This window comes from Pedobacter sp. L105 (genome assembly GCF_009765875.1).
Taxonomy (GTDB): domain Bacteria; phylum Bacteroidota; class Bacteroidia; order Sphingobacteriales; family Sphingobacteriaceae; genus Pedobacter.
Genome location: NZ_LMUP01000002.1, coordinates 169960 through 191046, shown reverse-complemented (window position 1 = coordinate 191046; position 21087 = coordinate 169960). Strand labels below are relative to the sequence as shown.

The 21087-nt window shown below is 41.1% G+C and carries 15 protein-coding genes; 8 read left to right on the top strand and 7 right to left on the bottom strand.

Features of this window, described 5'->3' with window-relative positions:
- The first annotated feature begins 44 nt into the window (after window positions 1-44).
- Complete coding sequence (locus GSQ84_RS01995) at window positions 45-1784, top strand: ABC transporter ATP-binding protein (protein ID WP_158795578.1); 1740 nt, start codon at window positions 45-47, stop codon at window positions 1782-1784.
- Window positions 1774-3537, top strand: a complete 1764-nt coding sequence (locus GSQ84_RS01990; protein WP_158795577.1) for an ABC transporter ATP-binding protein — start codon at window positions 1774-1776, stop codon at window positions 3535-3537. The genes GSQ84_RS01995 and GSQ84_RS01990 overlap by 11 nt, the downstream gene beginning before the upstream one ends.
- On the opposite strand, the gene GSQ84_RS01985 is transcribed toward GSQ84_RS01990, so the two are convergent.
- Both GSQ84_RS01985 and GSQ84_RS01980 read right to left on the bottom strand, forming a co-directional pair.
- Complete coding sequence (locus GSQ84_RS01985; RefSeq protein ID WP_158795576.1) at window positions 3534-5786, bottom strand: response regulator; 2253 nt, start codon at window positions 5784-5786, stop codon at window positions 3534-3536. The two genes, GSQ84_RS01990 and GSQ84_RS01985, sit on opposite strands and share 4 nt — an antisense overlap.
- Window positions 5786-6382, bottom strand: coding sequence for a redoxin domain-containing protein (locus GSQ84_RS01980; protein WP_158795575.1), 597 nt, complete (start codon window positions 6380-6382; stop codon window positions 5786-5788). Before GSQ84_RS01980 ends, GSQ84_RS01985 begins: the two co-directional genes overlap by 1 nt.
- Before the next feature lie 271 nt (window positions 6383-6653).
- Between GSQ84_RS01980 and GSQ84_RS01975 the strand changes: the two genes are divergently transcribed.
- The 6 genes from GSQ84_RS01975 (at window position 6654) to GSQ84_RS01950 (ending at window position 14680) form a co-directional block, all read left to right on the top strand.
- Entirely contained in the window at window positions 6654-7796 is a 1143-nt protein-coding gene (locus tag GSQ84_RS01975; protein WP_158795574.1) for a carbohydrate-binding family 9-like protein, read from the top strand.
- Window positions 7796-8890, top strand: a complete 1095-nt coding sequence (locus GSQ84_RS01970; protein WP_158795573.1) for a family 10 glycosylhydrolase — start codon at window positions 7796-7798, stop codon at window positions 8888-8890. Before GSQ84_RS01975 ends, GSQ84_RS01970 begins: the two co-directional genes overlap by 1 nt.
- 16 nt (window positions 8891-8906) lie before the next feature.
- Window positions 8907-9536, top strand: coding sequence for a hypothetical protein (locus GSQ84_RS01965; protein WP_158795572.1), 630 nt, complete (start codon window positions 8907-8909; stop codon window positions 9534-9536).
- A 57-nt stretch (window positions 9537-9593) separates the two neighbouring features.
- Window positions 9594-10301 carry a 2,3-diphosphoglycerate-dependent phosphoglycerate mutase gene (gene gpmA / locus GSQ84_RS01960; protein ID WP_158795571.1) on the top strand — a complete coding sequence of 236 codons (708 nt, stop codon included), beginning with the start codon at window positions 9594-9596 and terminating at the stop codon, window positions 10299-10301.
- 80 nt (window positions 10302-10381) lie between these two features.
- Window positions 10382-12334, top strand: a complete 1953-nt coding sequence (locus GSQ84_RS01955) for a PAS domain S-box protein (RefSeq protein WP_158795570.1) — start codon at window positions 10382-10384, stop codon at window positions 12332-12334.
- Between the two features lie 51 nt (window positions 12335-12385).
- Entirely contained in the window at window positions 12386-14680 is a 2295-nt protein-coding gene (locus GSQ84_RS01950; protein ID WP_158795569.1) for a GAF domain-containing protein, read from the top strand.
- 38 nt (window positions 14681-14718) lie between these two features.
- On the opposite strand, the gene msrB is transcribed toward GSQ84_RS01950, so the two are convergent.
- From msrB to GSQ84_RS01925, 5 genes are all read right to left on the bottom strand, one after another.
- On the bottom strand, window positions 14719-15162 hold the full coding sequence (gene msrB / locus GSQ84_RS01945) for a peptide-methionine (R)-S-oxide reductase MsrB (protein WP_158795568.1): 444 nt from the start codon (window positions 15160-15162) through the stop codon (window positions 14719-14721).
- Between the two features lie 64 nt (window positions 15163-15226).
- A complete protein-coding gene (locus GSQ84_RS01940) occupies window positions 15227-17740 on the bottom strand; it encodes a phosphocholine-specific phospholipase C (RefSeq protein WP_158795567.1) in 2514 nt (837 codons plus the stop codon).
- On the bottom strand, window positions 17741-18580 hold the full coding sequence (locus tag GSQ84_RS01935) for an endonuclease/exonuclease/phosphatase family protein (RefSeq protein WP_174238625.1): 840 nt from the start codon (window positions 18578-18580) through the stop codon (window positions 17741-17743).
- 171 nt (window positions 18581-18751) lie between these two features.
- Window positions 18752-19546 carry an NIPSNAP family protein gene (locus GSQ84_RS01930; RefSeq protein ID WP_158795566.1) on the bottom strand — a complete coding sequence of 265 codons (795 nt, stop codon included), beginning with the start codon at window positions 19544-19546 and terminating at the stop codon, window positions 18752-18754.
- A gap of 26 nt (window positions 19547-19572) precedes the next feature.
- A complete protein-coding gene (locus GSQ84_RS01925) occupies window positions 19573-20967 on the bottom strand; it encodes a M28 family metallopeptidase (RefSeq protein ID WP_158795565.1) in 1395 nt (464 codons plus the stop codon).
- Window positions 20968-21087 lie beyond the last annotated feature (120 nt).

The window sequence follows — 21087 nt, the reverse complement described above, 5'->3', positions numbered from 1 at the left end:
TTTTATTTAAAGCCGGTTAAAGCGGAGAAACAAATGAGATTATAATGAAAGAACAAATTAATAGCGATAAAAAGCGTTCTCCGGGACTTTTTAGCCTGCTCCGTCCTTACGCTGGTATGGTTACCCTGCTTATTCTTTTCGCTTTATTTAGTAATGGCTTAAACTTATGGTTACCCAGGCTGATCGGTCATGGAATAGATGCATACAATAGCGGCAATTTTTCTTATCAAATAATGATCAAAGAATTTTTGGGTGTGGCGGTGATCATCTTTATTTTCAGTTACCTGCAGGGAATAGTGCAAACCTTTGCCTCCGAACGGGTGGCGCGTGATTTAAGAATGCGCATTGCGGTGAAAATATCCGGACAAAGCTTTGCTTTTATTGAAAAGGCCAATCCTTCAAAATTATTGACCAATCTTACTTCTGATGTAGATTCGATCAAATTGTTTGTTTCACAGGCTATCGTGTCTATTGTTTCCTCGCTATTTATCATCATAGGAGCTAGCGTTTTATTACTCACGATCAATTGGAAACTGGGCTTAACCACAATAGCGATCATCCCCATTATTGGAGGGGCTTTTTATACGGTTCTGAAAAAAGTTAAGGTGTTATTTAAAAAAAGCCGGGAAGTGATCGACTGGTTAAACAAAGTAATTAATGAAAGTATCCTGGGCTCTGCCCTGATCCGCGTGATCAATTCGCAGCAACTGGAGTATGATAAGTTTTTTGCGGCAAGTAACCAGGCAAAAGATATTGGTGTATCTATTCTCAGGCTGTTTGCCTGGCTAATTCCCATTATTGTTTTTACTGCTAATATGGCCGGTTTAACGATCCTTGCTTTAGGCGGGCATTACGTGATCAACGGCAGCATGACCATAGGAGACTTTGCCGCTTTTAACAGTTACCTGGCTTTATTGATCTTTCCTATTCTTGTAATAGGTTTTATGAGTAATGTGATTGCACAGGCTACGGCCTCCTTTGCCAGGATCAGCCAGGTGCTGGATACAGAAGACCAGCCGGAGACAGGAAAACTGGACACTGCTGTTAGCGGAGAGATTGAAATCAAAAATATCCAAATCAGCTATGGGCAGAAAGCTATCCTGAAAGATATCTCTTTTAAGGTTGAACCAGGTGAAAAGATTGCGGTTATAGGACCTACTGCTGCCGGTAAAACCCAACTGCTTTATCTGCTTACAGGCCTGATTCCGGCTACATCAGGATCTGTTCTATATGACGGGAAGCCGATTGATGCCTACGACGCAGAAGCCTTCCATAGCCAGGTAGGATTTGTTTTTCAGGATAGCATCATGTTTAACATGAGCATCAGGGAAAATATTGCTTTTAGTGATACGGTAACGGACGAATCGCTGGGAAAAGCTATCGCTACTGCAGAACTGAAAGATTTTGTAGATGCATTGCCCGCAGGACTGGATACCCAGGTTTCTGAGAGGGGACTGAGCCTTTCCGGAGGACAAAAACAGCGGATCATGCTGGCCAGGGCTTTGGCTGTTAATCCAAAAGTGCTGCTGCTGGATGATTTTACAGCCAGGGTAGATAACCAGACGGAGCAAAAGATCCTGGAAAATATCGGCTTGAATTATCCGGGCCTCACTTTAATTTCTGTTACGCAAAAAATTGCGTCAGTAGAAAATTACGCCAAGATCATCCTGCTGATGCAGGGGGAAATGCTGGCAGCCGGTACACATGAAGAACTGATGGGCAGCTGTCCCGAATATGTACAGATCTTTAACTCTCAACAAAGCACTAGTCAATATGAACTATAATTTAAATAACCAGCCGGCAGGAGAAAGAAAAAGCTCAACCTGGACAGGGTTAAAAAGCTTATTGAAACTGGTGGAGCAGGAAAGAAAAAAACTTATCCTTGCTTTAGCGGCTATACTGCTAAACTCTTCATTGAACTTACTGGGGCCCTTTTTAATTGGCCACACCATAGATAAATATATCCAAACCAAACAGTATCATGGTGTATTGGTATTCTCGGGAATCCTGCTTACCATGTATCTTGTGGCTTTTATAACGAGTTATTTCCAGACCAGCTTAATGGGTGGAATAGGGCAGCGGATTATCTTTGAGTTGCGGAATGCCATTTTTAATAAAATCCAGCAATTGCCTGTTGCTTTTTTTAATGAAAATAAAGCAGGTGACCTGATTTCGAGAGTGAATAACGATACAGATAAACTAAACCAGTTTTTCTCGCAGGCGCTGATGCAATTCATCAGCAGTATCATGATGATGATTGGAGCCGGCATTTTCCTGCTGATCATTAACGTTAAACTCGGACTGGCCACACTGGTTCCTGGTTTGTTCATTTTAATCTTTACAAGGGCTATTTCTCCCTGGGTAAAACACAAAAATGCGCTGAATTTAAAAAGTACCGGTGGTATGAGTGCTGAAATACAGGAAAGCCTGAACAATTTTAAGGTGATCATAGCCTTTAACCGCAGGGACTATTTCAGGAAAAGGTTTGATACCGTTAACCAGGAAAATTACCGCACGGCTATCGGTTCAGGATTGGCAAATAGTGTCTTTCTGCCTGTATTTGGCCTTTTCTCTTCCATTGCACAGTTAACGGTACTATCCTTTGGAATTTACCTGATCACGCAGGGTAACTTTAGCGTGGGGCTGCTGGTAAGTTATCTTTCCTATGCCACTAACTTTTACAATCCGCTGCGCCAGCTGGCGTCTCTATGGACAAGTTTCCAGGTAGCACTGGCAGGATGGGACAGGATCAGCCAGATCTTGTCGCTGAGCAGTAACCTCGTTACCCTTTCTGCCGAAACAGGGCAGGAGCAGACAGATGCAGTACTGGAATTCAGGAATGTACACTTTGGCTATACCGGCGGATATGAGATCCTGCATAATATCAGTTTTACCATGAAGCCGGGTAAAACTTATGCGCTGGTTGGGCCTACCGGCGGTGGTAAAACTACTACGGCTTCTATTATGGCCAGGTTATATGATCCGCAGCAGGGAACAGTATTGCTTAAGGGAAGGGATATCCGCAGTTATACACCTGAAGAAAGAGCAGAAAAAATAGGTTTTATATTACAGGAACCTTTTCTATTTACCGGCACGGTAAAGGAAAATATCTTATACAGTAATGAGCGCTTCCATAAATATAGCAGTGAAGAGTTTATAGGTGTATTAAAAGCCGCCAGGCTGGAGGGACTGCTCACTACCTTCGACAAAGGACTGGACACGGATATCCTGTCTGGCGGGGATAGTTTGAGTATAGGCCAAAAACAACTGATCGCCTTTATGAGGGCGGTATTACGACAACCGGAACTGCTTATCCTGGATGAAGCTACAGCAAATATAGATACGATTACAGAACAGCTGCTTGGGCAGATATTGGATAATCTGCCTAAGGAAACTACGCTGGTCATTATCGCACACCGTTTAAACACCATTGAGAATGCCGATGAGATCTTTTTTATCAACTCCGGAGAAGTAAGTCCCGCGGGTTCATTTAAAGAAGCTGTAGATAAATTGATGAGCGGAAAAAGAACAAGTTAGTTAATGGACTTGTACGGTTTCTTACCTGAAGATGCTTTTTTGAGCATGTTCATCAGCGATTCGATATGAATAGGCTTTGAAAGATAATCGTCCATTCCAGCTACCATACATTCATTTCTGTCTTCTGGCATCACATTGGCAGTCATGGCAATGATAACAGGCTGTGGATTGCTGGTGCTTCTGATAATTTTGGTGGCTTCCAGGCCATCCATTTCCGGCATTAATACATCCATTAAAATAACGTCGTAGTTTTGTCTGTTAAACATTTCTACGGCTTCTATACCATTTTGCGCCAGATCAGGTGCATAACCCAATTTGTTTAAAATCCGGGTAGCCAGTTTAAGGTTTATCGGATGATCTTCTGCCAGTAAAATGCGCAATGGGTTATGGTCAGAAAAATCTTCTGATAATAAATTGGTTAACTTCTCTTTTGGTTTAATGGATTTCAGCGCCCCGTGCTGGTTGAGTGTCTGATGAATGATGGTCTGCAGTTGTTTAGACTTTGCTGGTTTATTCAGTACGGCAGCAAACAGGTCAGGGTATTTATGCCTGCTTTCATCACCAATTGAACTTAGTAAAATAATGGGTGTAGTGATGTTTTTCGCTTTGATATTTTTTGCCAATTCTATCCCGTCCATTCCTGGCATCTGCATGTCAGTAATGATAAGGTGGAAATCGTGTTCAACAGCCAGCATAACCAATGCTGCTTCCGGACTGTTCTTGATCACAGGGATGAAATTCCATTGTTCCAATTGTGTTTTCAGGATCCTCAGGTTGGTAAGGTTATCATCTACAACCAGTATTTTCTTTCCTTCATTTTGCAGTTGCTCCTGTACAGCAGAGATCTGTTCTTTAAGTATGCCTATCGTTACATCGATTGTAAAATAAAAGGTAGTGCCTTCATTTAATTTACTTTTTACGCTGATATTTCCGTTCATCAAATTAACCAGTTTTTCACTGATCACCAGACCGAGCCCTGTGCCGCCATATTTTCTGGTATTAGAAGAGTCTACCTGTGAAAATGCTTTGAACAGGGTAGACATTTTTTCTTCGGGGATTCCAATACCTGTATCACGTATTTCAAACAGAAGGGTTACTTTTTCATTCTCAACAGCATGCTGTTTTACGCTGAGGTGGACTTCTCCCTTCTGGGTAAATTTCATGGCGTTACTCACCAGGTTGATCAGGATCTGCCTAAGCCGAAATCCATCGCCTATTAATACATCCGGTAAACGATGGTCTATTTCACAGAGCAGGTCAATTTCCTGGGCAGTCGCTTTACGCGTAAATAAATCCATCACATCTTCCATACATTTTGAAAGTTCAAAACTATGATCTTCCAGATCGAGATGACCGGATTCAATTTTAGAATAATCCAGGATGTCATTGATCACACTTAACAAAGCTTCTCCGCTGATACTGATCACATTGACATAATCTGCCTGTTCTTCTGTAAGACTGGTTTCATTCAACAGGGAAGTCATGCCCATTACACCGTTCATTGGGGTGCGGATCTCATGGCTCATGGTAGCCAGGAAAATACTTTTGGCTTGTGCAGAACGTTCTGCATCCCTTCTGGCATCTATAGCAACCTGGTTAGAAAGGAGCAGGTCCTGATTTAATTTCTCCAGCGCTTCTTCATGTGCTTTCCGTTGTTCAATATGCAGCATCATGGAGCGTTGCAGCCCGCTGTACTTATTGAGGTTGTATGCCCATAATCCGCAGATAAAGTAGATCACTGCGGTGAGCAGGATGTGAATACTCATTGTCTGTATTTCCAGGTAATCCAGAGTGGTGAAATATACATTCCCATAACCTATGCTTTGCAGGTAGTTTAAGCCCAGATGGTGTAGCGTGACAAAAACCAGCATGGGGATCTGCAGTTTCCAGTTCTGGTAGGTAATTAAAATGGCACTTCCAATAAAAGCAAAGAAGTGCATTTCAAACATGCCGTGCATCTGGTAAATGAACTGCGCCATAAATATCCCCAGGCAAACACTGAGTACATATTGATAGAGATTAGAATTGGGCAAGCCCCATTTGATGGAATAATAGGCCAATAATGTAGTCCCGCCAACGCCAAAAGCAATATTCCAGGTACCGTAAAAACTAGCGAAGAAAAGCCCCGCGATAAAAAAACTGATTAGAAAATAATTGATCAGTCTGTCTGATCTCTTCTTTACATTAAATCTATAGTCCTCTATGGTACGGTCTTCAGTAAATGAAATTGTAGAAGTGAAATCAGCCATTAATTTTTGCAATTAGGTAATTTACAACCATACGACTTTAGGGCAAATATATCTTCGTTCAATATATGCTTTTTATTCAATACGCCATCTAGGGCGATTAAAGCATAACTTGTTTTGGCGTCGGTACAATATCTGCTCTTGTTGTAATTTCCTCTATAATAAAGCTCCCTGTTTGCATTTAATACCACTGCCTGCGGAGTGGAGTATACACCGCATAAAGCTGCCACCGTTGAATCTGCAATAACAGGAACGCTGATCCCAAATCTTTTTTTAACCTCTTCTGCTGAATTGGATTTATCAGTCATCAATACGACTGCAAAGTTTACCCTGTTGTGGTAAGTTTTGACGAGCGACTTAAAATGGTCGATGTTAAACCGGGAACATGGACAGTCGGGATTAAAAAAATGGAGAAATACAGGTTTGTTATTGTTAAAATTTAAGGGGGAAGCCAGTTTGATTTTCTGCCCTGTACGCACCGTTTTGTAATCGGATGGTACAGGAGTAGGCAGGCTGTAAACTAATTGGTTATACCAGAAAAAACTAAAAATGATTACCATTAGAAGCGTTAACCAGACCGTAACAATCCATTTTTTCATATAAGGTCAGGCTATTAAATTAAACCAATTTTTTTGGTAAAAGGTACTATATACGGTTTAAGCAGACCTCTGGATTTCAAATTATTATAAATAATAAACAAAATATTTTTAATCGCTGTGTTTTATATATATCTGTTTGAACAGTTAAATTTACGGAAAAATATTATTATTTTGGAGATGTGCGGAGAAACTTGATGTAAATTCCTATTTTTCCCTTAATTATCCCATAATTGTGTAAAAGCCAAATTTTATTTAAGCTAAATCCTTTTAAATGTTATATAAAGCATCATTGAAACCTTTAAAGTTTATTCGTAAACCGGCTTTATTGTCGCTGATCAGCTTCCCGCTTATTTTTTCGGGTGTTGCACAAGCGCAGGAGTCATTTAAAGGACTGGAATCTCTTTTTACCGTTCCCAAACAATACACCGCGATGTCTACTACAGCTGCACCTGTAATAGATGGTGATATTTCTGATAAATTATGGAGCAATGTTCCCTGGACAGATAATTTTACAGATATTGAAGGGGACAAACAACCTGCACCTTATTTTAATACACGCCTTAAAATGATGTGGGATAAAAATTATTTATATATCGCTGCGGAGGTTAAAGACCCTCATGTTTGGGCAAATGTGAAAAAACATGACGAAGTAGTTTTTCAGGATAACGATTTTGAAATATTTATAGACCCTAATAACCATGCACATCAGTATTTCGAAATTGAAGTGAATGCAATCAATACAATCTGGGACCTTTTTCTGCCTAAACCTTACCGCAATAATGGCGGCGGACTGGCAAGCTGGGAAGCACTGGGCATGCGCTCTGCGGTGAGAGTTCAGGGAACACTGAATAATCCTTCAGATACAGATAAAGGCTGGACAGTAGAGATGGCCATTCCTTTTTCGGCGTTAAGGATGGGGAACGGCAATATGGCAGCCCCTCAGGATGGCGAGTCATGGAGGATCAATTTCTCCAGGGTAGAGTGGGGAACTACCGTAAAGGATGGTCATTATGTTAAAAACACAGACTCACTGGGAAAAAATCTTCCTGAACATAACTGGGTATGGTCGCCCCAGGGGCTGATCAATATGCATTATCCTGAGCGCTGGGGTTACCTGAAATTCAGTGCGGCACCTATCGGACAGGTACAGCCTCCATTTGAGCTTCCCTATGCCGAAAAACAAAGAAATTATCTGTGGCTGGTTTATTACAGGCAAAAAGAATACCTGGAAAAACAAGGTAAATATGCGGTAACTTTAGAAGAGCTGGGTATTAAACCCACTTTTGAACTGGAAGGAATTACCAATACGCTGGATATGGAAGCCACTAACCACCAGTTTTATCTAAGCCTTAAAGCTGATAAACAAAGTACATTGACCATCAACCAGGAAGGCCTGGTGCAAATCGAAAAGTAATGAGCAACAGAAGAAATTTCGTTAAATCCGGGTTGATTGCAGGTGTTGCAGCCGCCGTACTCCCTTTATCCTCGAGTGCATCGGTGGTGGTAAACAGCACAGAAAAAAAAGGATGGAAACACTGGGTATGGACGAATCCTAAATTGACGGATAAAGAAGAAGATCTGGCAGTGCTTTACAAAAAATACTATGATGCCGGTATAAGGGGTATTTTCTTTGAAGCAGATAGTGAAAAACATTTTCGTGCTGCGAAGGCGCAAAAACTGGAAGCCCATCGCTGGATATGGACCATGAACAGGAAAATTGAGTCGGTCATGAAAGAACATCCCGAATGGTATGCCGTAAACCGTAATGGTGAAAGCTGTATCACCCATCCGCCATATGTGGATTATTACCGGTGGTTATGCCCATCAAGGCCCGAAGTACGTCAGTACCTGGAAAATGAAGTACAGGAAATACTCAATAAAGATTATGTAGATGGCATTCACCTGGATTATGTGCGGTATTGTGATGTGATCCTGCCTGTTAATCTATGGCAGAATTATAAGATAGAGCAAACGAAGGAATTACCGGAATATGATTATTGTTATTGCAGTGTTTGTCGGGAAGGTTTTAAGGCCTTCCGCGGACAAGATCTGTCGGCTATTACTTTTCCTGAAGCCAGTCTTTCCTGGCGACAGTACCGTTACAATCAGATTACAGCTATCGTAAACCGGCTGGCCAATGTAGCCGTAAAACATAAAAAGCAGATTACTGCTGCCGTATTTCCAACACCAGAAGTGGCCCGCAGAAATGTGCGCCAGGACTGGACCAATTGGAACCTTAGCGGTGTATGCCCTATGATCTATCATGGTTTTTATAAAGAGCCCGTAGAATGGATTGGCGATGCTGTAACGGAAGGCACACATTTCCTTGCCGGAAAGTTTCCTTTATATGCCGGGCTTTACCTGTCTGATTTTAAATCTAAGGATGAATTGAAACTGGGTATACAATATGCGCTTCAGCATGGTGCAAAGGGAGTATCCCTGTTTGGGCAGGTAGATGACGAAACTTTAGGAATTTTAAAATCTGTTTCAGATAATAGCTATATTTAAAACTCATTGAAGAATTATGGCGGTAACTAAATATGCGAAGGAAGATATTATTCCTCTGGTGATCCATATTTTAAGTTTCTCTACGGTGAAATTTGCAGAGTATGGTTATAAAGCAATTCTGGAAAGTGAATTGCCGGATTTACTGGGGATGGATGAAGATGATGTAACGGCCGACCTTCATTTCCAGTTGCTCGATGCGGCTGAGGATGATATTTCAATAGCGATCAATAAATGTATTGCCTATATTGATGCTACGATAGATACCTTCCGTATCATGTATGCCATTGACCTGGAAGAGTTATATACCGATGAAAGGTTACATGAGATAGCCAGCCAGATCTATTCTGATCTTTATTATTATGCAGATGGACTGATTGATGATAATATCTCCTCTGCGATAATGGAATTACCCTTTACCGCCGCCAATGCATTTTTCTTTTTATGCAGGCTGATCATTCATCAGGAAATAGATGCAGAAATGTCTATGGATGAAGGTTTTTATGGAACAGGATGGGAAGAATTTGAATTTCTTGATACCTCAGATAATAATGTAGCCGTAGTATACGATCTTGTACAGCATATCCTGAAAATGAATATTGAGATCAGTGATATTTATTCCAACCGGGACCATCGGAATCGGAATTAAAATTTGACCGAACTAATTGCCTGTTTTAGACGTTTAATACGTATTAGCTTTAGCATCATGAACAAATTAGTTTTAATCAGGCACGGACAAAGTGAGTGGAATCTGGAAAACAGATTTACAGGATGGCAGGATGTAGACCTGAGTGAACAGGGAAGAAATGAAGCCATTCAGGCAGGAAAATTATTGGCTGAGGCAGGTTTTACTTTTGATACCGCTTACACCTCGGTATTAAAGAGGGCGATAAAAACCCTTCACCTGGTGCTGGAAGAAATGGATTCCCTATGGATTCCTGAAACTAAAGCATGGCAGTTAAATGAAAGACATTATGGCACCCTTCAGGGTTTGAACAAAGCAGAAACAGCAGAAAAATACGGCGCCGAAAAAGTAATGACCTGGCGAAGGGGGTTTGGTATACTTCCACCAGCTTTAACGGCAGATGATCCGCGTGCGCCACATCATGATGTACGTTATGCAGGTGTTGATCCAACACTTTTGCCGCTTACCGAAAGTCTGGAAACATCGATGCAGCGGGTGATCCCTTTTTATCAGAATAATATATCACCGGCACTAAAAGCAGGAAAACATATTTTGATTGCTGCACATGGCAACACACTCAGGGGATTAGTTAAATATCTGGACCATATTTCTGATGATGATATAGTGAATTATGAAGTTCCTACAGGCATTCCGCTGGTATATGAGATGGATGACAGTTTTGAGCCGATACGTAAATATTATCTTGATTCTAAAATAATCAACACATAAAGATGTAAATCTGCTGTGCAATTCGTCAAATTTTTGTGAGTGAAATAAAAATTCGTATCTTCTACGTAGATTTGTGATGGATGACAAGAGGAAGATTTAGAGTACCACTTATTTATGTTGTTACTGGTATAACCTGGATTTTTACTGGTGATAAGGTAGTTTTGTGGGTTACCCGGAATAGTGAACTGGCAGGTACCCTCCATACGGGTAAACGCATATTTTTTATATGTTTAACGGGTTTTTTGCTTTTTTTATTAATTGACAGGGAACGGAGGAAGATCACCTACAATGAAAAACAATACCGGAACCTCTATGACGGTAATCCTAGTCCTATCTGGTTTTATGACCCACAAACTTTCAAGTTCGTTTCAGTGAACGATGCAGCAATTTTAGCTTATGGGTATTCAAGGAAGGAGTTTCTTTCTATGAGCGTGATGGATATTCTTCCTCCCGAAGATGTTGAAAAGGTAAAAGCTTCTTACCTCCGGATGAAAGATAATGCCTATGAATCGGGCACATGGCGTCATTTGAAGAAAGATGGTACCATGATCTATGTGGATGTTAATTCTCATAAAACACAGCTTGATCATAAAGACCTGATCATGGTAGTGGCTCATGACACCACTGAAAAGTTCCTCCATGAACAACAGCTGCGGGAAATTAATGCAGAACTTAACGTACAAAAGAAACAGCTGGCAAAAAATTATGCTGTTTTAGAGGATACACTAAACAGTATCACAGATAGTTATGTGACCATTAACAGGGATTGGATAATCACAAAGGCGAATTCAAATTTCTATTCCGTTACAGGAATAAAGGAAGATCTGGTCGGAAAAAGGGCTTTGGAGATTTTCCCTGAGTTAGAATCAAGTAATTTCTATGTTCTGGAAAAAAAGGCGATGGATGAGAAAATACCTGTAAAGCTGGATGACTTTTCTAGGGTCTTTAATAAATGGCTTCGCCTCTCTGCTTTTCCAACTGAAGAGGGTATTGCTGTTTATTTTACAGACATTACGGCTGATAAAGAAAAAGATATCAGTTTAAAACAAGCACTTGAACGGTATGATCTCGCATCCAATGCCACAGGGGATGTGATTTATGATATTGACCTGCCTTCAAGAAAAATCAGCTTTAATCATCAAATATCAAAATTGACCCAATTCAGTTCCGATGAGATCGGCGATACTTTGGATTGGTGGATAGCTGTTATTCATCCGGAAGATTTTGCACATGTCAAACCTTTCATTACGTTAAAGATTCAGGCCGGAGAGAAATCCTGGTTTTCGGAATACCGGATAAAGGTTGCTGGCGGAGGATATAAATATATTTATGATCAGGGCTATTTGTTATTTAATGAAGCAGGACAACCCGCACGTGTAATAGGTGCAATAAAAGATATTGATGTATTAAAACGTAATATTGAAGATCTCAAAAGATCCGGAGAAATTTTAAACAGGATTCATAACCCGGTGATTATCTCCAATCCGGAAGGTAAGATTACCTGGGTAAATCCGGCATTTACAGTAGTAACAGGTTATTTGGATGCGGAAGTAATAGGCCATAGTCATGTAGAAATGCTGTACAGTAAAAAGAATAACTGGCAGGTTGTTGAGCGACTTCAAATTGCAATGTCAAAAAATGAAGCTTTTGGTGCAGAACTCCTTAAGCATACCAAACTTGGAAAGGAGTATTGGGTTTCACTTAATCTTTCCCCTGTATTTGATGCCCAGGGAAAATTGGAATGTTATATCTCTGTGGAAAATGATATCACAGAGCGTAAGGAACGTGAAACATTAATAGGACTTCAAAATCAAAAGCTAGAAACGGTATCCTGGTTAAATTCGCACCAGATCCGTAAACCTGTAGCTTCTATATTGGCACTGACTTTATTGATTAAGTCTTCCGCTGATGATATCGAAAAAGCAGAAATGCTTGATATGTTATACCGCTGTTCTACAGAATTGGATGAAGTTATCCAGGAAATCAATTCAGAAGCGTCAACCGATGGGGATGCTGATGTAGATCCTCAATAATTAAATTTACATCAACTTACAGTTTCCAAACGCTTTTCTTAACTTTAGCTAATGAATCTCATTTCCTTTGAAGATACTCCTTTTGTGGTAAAGTTATCCTTTGATCATGTGATTGAAGGTATGGAAGTTCAGGCAGAAGGAACCGGGGAACGTGCTGAGCTGGCCCGCTCACTATTGAAAGAGGTTTCCCAATATCCGGAATTACGAGAGGGTATCACCTCGGCCGATCAGGTAGAACAGCATTCAGAATTGATCAGCCGCTTATTGACCGACTATTTTCCGGCAGTACTTACACACAACGAAATTAAAGCTGTCAGTGTTCCCTATAGAAATGTTGTTTTTAACCATACTGAACGCTTCAGGAACATTCTGAATGCTGCCGGTAAAGAATTTGAGATCAATATCAGGGATTTTGACCAGCACCAGTTTTATGTGTTGAGCTGCTGTTTGATCCTTAATGAATTTTATGGTACCCAGCTGGATTTTGGCAGGCCCCTGTTTTATGATATCCCTACAGCCAACGGAATTACTAAACATTACCGCATTTTGTACAATGCCGATTATCTGGAGATACTGGCTACAGATAAGTCTTTACCTATATCTCCTGAAGATATTGACCTGCTGCTGGATAATTACGATAACCTGGAATTATGGAAAGAAAAATTTCCGAAGGATAGCTGGTTGTTGAAAGGTTTTGCGATCATGACCTTGTTTGATGCTACCGTAGAAAATGCAGTTTCTATTTTTAAAGAGAAATTGCTGGTGCTAAATTCTGTCGATTTTCAGCGCAGCGTAGAGTCAATTTTCCGCTCTATTTACAGGATACCTGACATCAGGATAGGCTTTACGGTTTTTAATCAGGAAGAGGGCAGGTTTAGGGTAGCTTCTTTTGGGCACGCGATGAAGAGTTTTATCCTGCCTGATGATGCCGAGAAGTACGATAAAGAAATATTATGTATGGGTTCTTTTCATCACCTGATTGAAAAGAAGGTGTTTTTTGCTGTCTCTGATACGGCAGAGTTTCTGGTGGCAAATCCAGACAGCCAACTGGCCAGCAGGTTTCTTGCACAGGATATAGGGAGTTTTATCCTGGCCCCGGTAGTGAAGAATAATGTGCTGCTGGGTGTGGTAGAATTGATTTCTCCCAGAATTAAGGAATTGAATAGCATCAATGCCAATAAGCTGGAGGTGGTGATGCCATTTTTAACCGATTCTATAGACCGGCTGGTTGCTGAACTTCAGCACCAGGTCCAGGCTTTTATACAAGATCAGTTTACCACGATCCATGCCAGTGTATACTGGAAATTCAAACAGGAAGCACAACGGGTAATCGCTGCCCAGGAGGCAGGAAAAGAAGAAACCGTTGAAGAGATCGTTTTTCCGGATGTGTATCCCTTATATGGTCAGGTTGATATCAAAGGATCATCTGAAGCCCGTAATTCAAGTGTACAAAATGACCTGAAGCATCAGCTGGTTACACTGATCGAAATTCTGGAACGGATTGAAGAGCAGGAAGGGGTAGAATCTTTTAAAGATGAAACTCAGCGCCTCAATTATTTTCTCAATGACGTTTCTTTGTCACTTAAAGCTGGTACAGAGCAGTATGTTTATAATTATATTGACCTTAATGTTCATCCCCGTTTAACAACGATTGTCCACACTGGTCAGCAGCAGATTATAGCCGGTTATTTTAAGGAAACTGACAAAGAAAGCGGGGCCTTCCATATCTACCGCAGAAAATATGAGGCTACTATTGGGCAAATCAACGAAAAATTAGCCTCTATTATTGATGACAGGCAGGATGAGGCCCAGGCAATGTTTCCTCATTATTATGAAAGATTTAAAACGGATGGCGTAGAGCATAACCTGTATATTGGTGCTTCTATTTCACAACTTCAAAACTTTAGCCTGGAAAAATTATATGCTCTCCGTTTATGGCAGTTGCGGGTGCTTTGTGAAATGGAACTTGCCCATCATCATTTAAAAGCCGAACTCCCTTATCCGCTGGAGGTAACTACCCTGGTCCTTGTTTACAATACAACCTTGTCGATACGTTTCAGAATGGATGAAAAGCGGTTTGACGTGGATGGCAGTTACAATGCCCGGTTTGAAATTGTGAAAAAACGCATTGATAAAGCCATGATCAAGGATACGCAGAAACGTATTACCCATATGGGCAGGATCACTATTGTATATTCCAGTGAAACTGAAGCAAAAGAGTATGCGGGTTATCTTAAAATCCTTCAGCAGGAAGGCATTCTTGGAGATACAATTGAAAACTTTGAGGTAGAAGATCTGCAGGGTGTTTCGGGTCTTCATGCCTTCAGGGCAACACTCCTTCATTAATAGTTTATCCCCGGTAATTTTCCGGGGATAAGAAAATATTAAACCTGGTCGGGTTCAAATTCCAGGGAAACGCCATTCATGCAGAACCTTTTGTAGGTAGGTGCAGGGCCATCGTCAAAAATATGTCCTAAATGTGAATCGCAGCGGCCGCAGGTAACTTCAACACGGCGCATGCCATATGCGTTGTCTTCTTTATAGTGCACGCTATCCGGTTTTACCGTCTCAAAAAAACTTGGCCATCCGCAACTGCTTGCAAATTTGGCATCCGATTTAAATAATTTATTACCGCAAACAGCACAATAATAAGTGCCTATTGCTTCGCTATCCCAGTACTGACCAGTGAAAGCACGTTCTGTGCCCTGTAATCTCGCAACAGTATAGAGATCAGCAGGAAGGATCTTTTTCCATTCTGCATTATCTACATGGAGTAAGGTATCGTCTGTTCTGGAGTAATAAGGATTATTCTGATGAGTAGTATCCATGATCTATTGTCTAGTGATTATTCTTATATACAAATATAACATATAAAAATAATGCCGGTTTACATTAACTCACCATTCTGCCCATTAAAGGATCTGTTTTGGTTGCCATGCCGGTTTCTACACGTCCGGCAAATCTTTCCTTAAAAAGGCTGTTACTTTTACTGCTCACGCTAAAGTCATACCAGTTGTAGTATTTTGAAAGATCAAGTAAAGTACTTGTTTTGCTGTTCGCTGCCACTTTTAAAACCTTTGTTCCTTTTTGATAACTCAAATCTTCGAGTGTCAATTCCTGTGGGTAATTTCCTGTATTGGTTACGGTAACGATCATATTTCCGCTCAATTTTAAAGGATGAACAGGATGCGGTTCATACCGGCATTCTATGGTAAGCTGAGGATGTGTGGCACCTATAAACTCTCTGAAAAAACCATTGGGCCCATATACCCTTAAATGGTAATTCCCACCTTCAAAATCTCGTGTAAGCCACTCGTCCTGTAAGGTATCGCCTGCAGCTACGGTATAGTTCCACACACGCAGCGTTTCTCCTTTAAAAGGGTTCATGGCGTAAACGGTAAAAGGCGAGCCAGCTGATTTTTTACCAAAAGTTTTATTTCCTGCGCTAAAGCTAATCGTGAACCTGTCGTCGTTAAACGCTCCACTGACATATAATTCATAAGGCAATGCGCAGGCAGAACGAATACCTTTTTCCTGTTGCGGGAAATAAGGTGAAGACAGCGGATCTGTATTGATGGCCTGTATTTCTTCTTCGCTCAGTTTTCTGTAATTATCGGGTACTTCTTTGAACTTAGCGGAATATATTTTCTCTATAAAAGCTGTTTTCTCCAGGAACTTTGGCTGTTCAATTTTTTCTCCGTTATAAGTTCTGAATGCTGAGGTCAGGTCGCCGCAAACAGTTCTTCTCCAGGGAGTGATGTTCTCCTCAATAATTTTTTTATTCAGCTTTTTCTCCAGGAAATTCTCCAGGAACTGAAGGGACGACGTATGGTCAAATACTTCAGAACATACATAGCCGCCGCGCGTCCATGGGGAAACGATTACCATAGGGACACGATAACCCAATCCTAACTGGCTTTCCCGGATGTTACTTTCCTTCATTGATGGGTTGAATTGCTGGGTTTTAGTGATAAAATCAAGTTTTACGTCCAGGCCCTCGGATACTTTACCTGCATTTTCTTTAAATGGATGCGGAGGTACAAAAGGAGGGACATGGTCAAAATATCCATCGTTCTCGTCATAGGTTAACACGAAAATGGTCTTTTTCCAGGTCTCCGGATTTTTAGTCAGGATTTCCATTACCTCACTTACAAACCAGGAACCGAACCAGGGCACACCCGGATGGTCGGAGAAGTTGGCTGGTGTCATCAGCCAGGATACTGCTGGCAGTTTATCTTCATCCACATCTTTCCTGAATTGATGCAGAATATCTCCCTTAGGAATGTTCAATTCACGTTCAGTTCCATTTTCATTGTACCGGAAAGCTTCAAGCGTATGGAAATCAGGGTCGCCAGTATTGACACCGAAGGCTTTGGCGTTTAAATTTCTGGCTTTTTCCGACAAGGCATTATGGGCCGTCATCGTATAATTTTTCTCGTCTTCTTCAGTTTTAAGCAGCAATCTTTTTAAAGCAGCTACACTTTTCTGCTGCTCTTCAGTCAGGTTTTCTGCTGGTGCAGCGGAAATTTGTTCCAGCAAAGATTTCTTCTTCTCCTGCAGATTGGCTATAGCACCGGGCTGAAGGCGTACATTGTATTGTTCAAAATACTCCAGCACATTGGTGCCAAAGTTACTCAGCCATGCACTGGGTTCGCCATTTAAGCCAAAGCCCATGGTTAATTCATTCTGATAGATTTTCCAGGAAACCCCATTTTCTTCTAAGCGTTCCGGAAATGTTTTCCAGTTTAAAGTGGGTTTATCATAGTTACTGATATTCCATACATGTGCAATTCCCTCAGCATTATTCTTTTCGCGCACAGTACCGGTCATCCAGTAATAACGGTTAGGGTGGGTACCTGCAATAACAGAACAGAAATTCTGATCACATACGGTAAAGGCATCTGCCAGTGAATAATAAAAAGGGAAATCCTCTCTTTTGCAATAACCTACTGTAAGCGGCATATGGGCATAAGTAGGATTATATGCTTTTTTAACATTAAGCCACTGGTCGTATTTTCCGCCATTTCTGGCATCGGTCTGGTCGGTCCAGTTATGCGGTAATGCGCCCATCCAGGCAACTTTAGTCTCTTTGATATTCAGGTGAAAAGGGGCATAGGTATCACCTTCTTTATTGGATTGCAGCCAGACCTTATTTTTGTTCGGCAGATCAATTGCCCTGGGATCGTTAAACCCTCTCACCCCCTGCAGGGTGCCAAATTCATGATCGAAAGAACGGTTTTCCTGCATGAGAAAAACAATATGTTCGGCATCATAAAAGGTGCTGCCCAAGGCTGGATCTATAGACATTGCTTTTTGAATGACCGGGGGTAAGGTATTGATGATGGCGGCCCCTCCGGAAAGTAAAGCTGCTTTTTTAATAAACTCCCTGCGTGAATCTGTACTCATCTATTTAAGGGTTACTTCTGTTAAAATGGGACAATGGTCTGATGGATATTTACCGTGATAAGTGTCCGTTAAAATACCCCATCTGCTGGCAGTGAAGTCTTTGGTCACAAAAACATGGTCAATGATTCCGGAGCCGCTTACTTCCTTGCCAAATCCATTGAACGAAGTGTTGTTTGCATAGGGATGTTTTACCAGGTTATAGGTATCCCTGAGAAATCCAGACTTAGCTAAGAGCCGGTACCATTCAGTTTCATGCTCCCCATTGAGATCTCCCGTAAATACGGCAGGTTCTGTTCCGGCAATTTCTTTGATCTTACGCAGGATCAGCTTGCTGCTTTCCAGCCTGGCATTTCCCTGATAGTCATAGTGAGCGTTAAAATAATAGAACTTCCTGCCGCTTTTCTGATCTTGCAGGTATACCCATGAACAGATACGGTTGCAGCAGGTTACGTCCCATCCCAGCCCTGGTTTATCCGGTGTTTCAGACAGCCAGAAATCTCCTTTTTTCAATAGTTTGAATTTATCTTTCCGATAAAAGATAGCAGAATGTTCGCCTCCGTCTTTACCATCATCGCGGCCTATTCCGTAACGTGCATATTCTGGTAAAGCACTGCTAAGATCATTCAGCTGGTTGAGGTATCCTTCCTGTGTTCCAAAGATGTCATATTGATGAAAGCGGATCAGGCTGGCAATTACCGGGGCTCTTTGTACCCATAGATTACCAGTATCTGCTTTATTGTCAAAACGTAAGTTGTATGTTCCTATGATCATCTGTTGCGCGAAAATACGGAGACAGAAAAGTAAAATTAAAAGTGTAGTAATGCTGATTTTTTTTATCATGATTTTTAATTGATCCGCATCGACAGCTTTGGTGTTTTCTGCTTGCTTCTTTGCGTTAAACTCAAAAGTAGACTTTCTGTGTAAAGAAAATATTAAACCAGTGTGAATTGCTAATTCGGTTTAATGTGATTAAACTGAATTGGCAATCCTCTTTTCATGAATGATGACCAATTAGAGATCAGAATAATCTGTGGGAGTAAGAAAATCAATATCCGCTTTTGATACATTGTGCTGATATTCGGGTAATCCTGATAATCTTTTCCATTCCGGATCGTTTCCAAATGTTTTCCAGTGATCTTCTCTCGATTTCATATCACTATAACTGGTCATGTACATCAGGTTGGGCATACGGCTTCCTGCCAATACTTCTGCATAAAATACGGCCTGGCTTCCTATACGTTTAAAAATGTCTGTTTCTTTACCTTCGTTAAACATGTGAACCTTATTGCGGTATAAGTTTTCTGTAGGCCCTTCATAACTGCGCAATTCATAGATACGGTGGCTTTGGGGATTAGTGAAACCGGGTTTTTTTAACACAGGCATTGCCGGGAAGGCTTCCATCAGTATCGTTTCTTTTCTGGTGAAGGGTGCATGGTCGAAAGCTGCATTCAGAAAGCTGCTGCCTTTAGCGGCCAGTTCGTGATCCTTGTTAAGTGATTGTGTGAGCTGTTGAAACTGATTCAGTGAAACAAACGTGAGTAATACATATATCTTTTTGTCGGTAGCGGTGTCAATATTCTCGTTTTTAAACACACCTGCTGTTTTAATACCCGCGCGGTGAACTGCCGGCAAATAAGCATCACGCAGGTATTGATTTGTGCGCTCTACCTGTTCTTTACTTTTAAGGTGATAGACAACCAGCTGATAAAATTGTCTTGAAGGAATTTTTTTAGTGGAAGCAAGAGATGAAATGGTTAGGGATAAAACAAAGATGAATAGGGTGAGGCTGAATTTTAAGATTTTCATTGTTGTAAGGTTAAAAATTAAATCAATTATCTTTTAGCTGGTGGTGTGGTGGTTTTGGTTTCCCTAACTACTGAAGGAACCACCACTAAACCTTCATTACCGTCTGTACTAACAGATTGTACAGCAAAAAAGTAGTTGTCTTTGGAATAAGGGAGTTTCATTTCGGTGGCGGTGGTGTAAAATTTCTTCTGCCATACCGGGCTGGTGGTTTCGCGCATCATCACATAATAACCTTTTGTTTTGCCGTTAGCAGCAGGTTTCCAGTTCAGGGAGCTGGAATTACCCAGTCCGGCGACTGTAATTGATACTTCCTGGGGTACTGATGGCGACTTGGCCAGGTTAGCCAGGTTAGATAAATTTAAGGCGGTATTTTTTCTAAGGTATTCAAAGTCCATATTGGCAATGACATCGCCATAGGCAATCCCGTTTTCTACGCGCACGTCCTGGTGCTGATGATAAAAATTTTCGTTCATCTCGGTAATCCGTACTGCCGTAAATCCTCTTTGCTGATAAGGCAGCTGATCACCTCCGCGTAAGAACCTATCCGGGCGGTATACCATAAATACTTCCAGGTTTTCTACATAACGTTCGCCTACTTCTTTAATATAACGGGCCAGCTGACGTGAAGGGCCATCATTTTCCAGTCCCATGGCGCGCATGGCTGTAAGTTGTTTACTGTCCATTTCCGTAGCGGGCAGCCCTTCGCTAAATACCCTGATTTTGGTATTTTCGATGATATTGGTTTCGTTACTATTGTTGCTGCCCATAATATCATTGTTTAATACAGCGGCAATCTCCATTTTATTTTTCTTTGCATTTTCAGCCATAAAGGTAGATCCTAATAATCCCTGCTCTTCGCCGCAAACGGTAACAAATATGATGGTAGCGGGAAAAGATTCTTTGCTCATGATCCTTGCGCATTCTAAAACAGCTGCAGATCCACTGCCATCATCGTTTGCCCCGGGTGCATCACCTTCGCGGTCCATTACACTGGTTCTCATGTTATCCATATGCCCGCTGATCACAAATACACGGTGATCATTTGGATCGGTACCTTTCAGGGTGGCCACTACATTGGTTAAAATAACCGGAACATCAATTCTTTTACCATCAGGCTGGTAACTGCTGGTATCCAGTTTTGCTGTTAACCTGCCGCCAGATGACTTAGCAAAGCACTGGAATTTACTCAATACCCAATTCCTGGCGGCACCAATGCCTCTTTTAGAATCTGTTACACTGCTCAGCGTATTCCTTGTGCCGTAACTCACCAGTTTAGTGATATAATTCTTCATGGAGTCTGCCGATACTTCGGTCACCATTTTTTCAATTTGCGGGTCTTTCTGAATAATAACAGTCGATTGTGCCTGGGTGGTACAATAAGTTCCTATATTTAAAATAGCGATGAGTAGTAGTTTTTTCATTATTAACGAATCTGGCGTTAGTTTAATTAGATGGATGTAAGTTAATTAAATCTGTTCTTTGAAGATCATACTTTGCGTAACATGAAGGTGATTAAAATAAAAAAAGGGAAAAGGCTGATG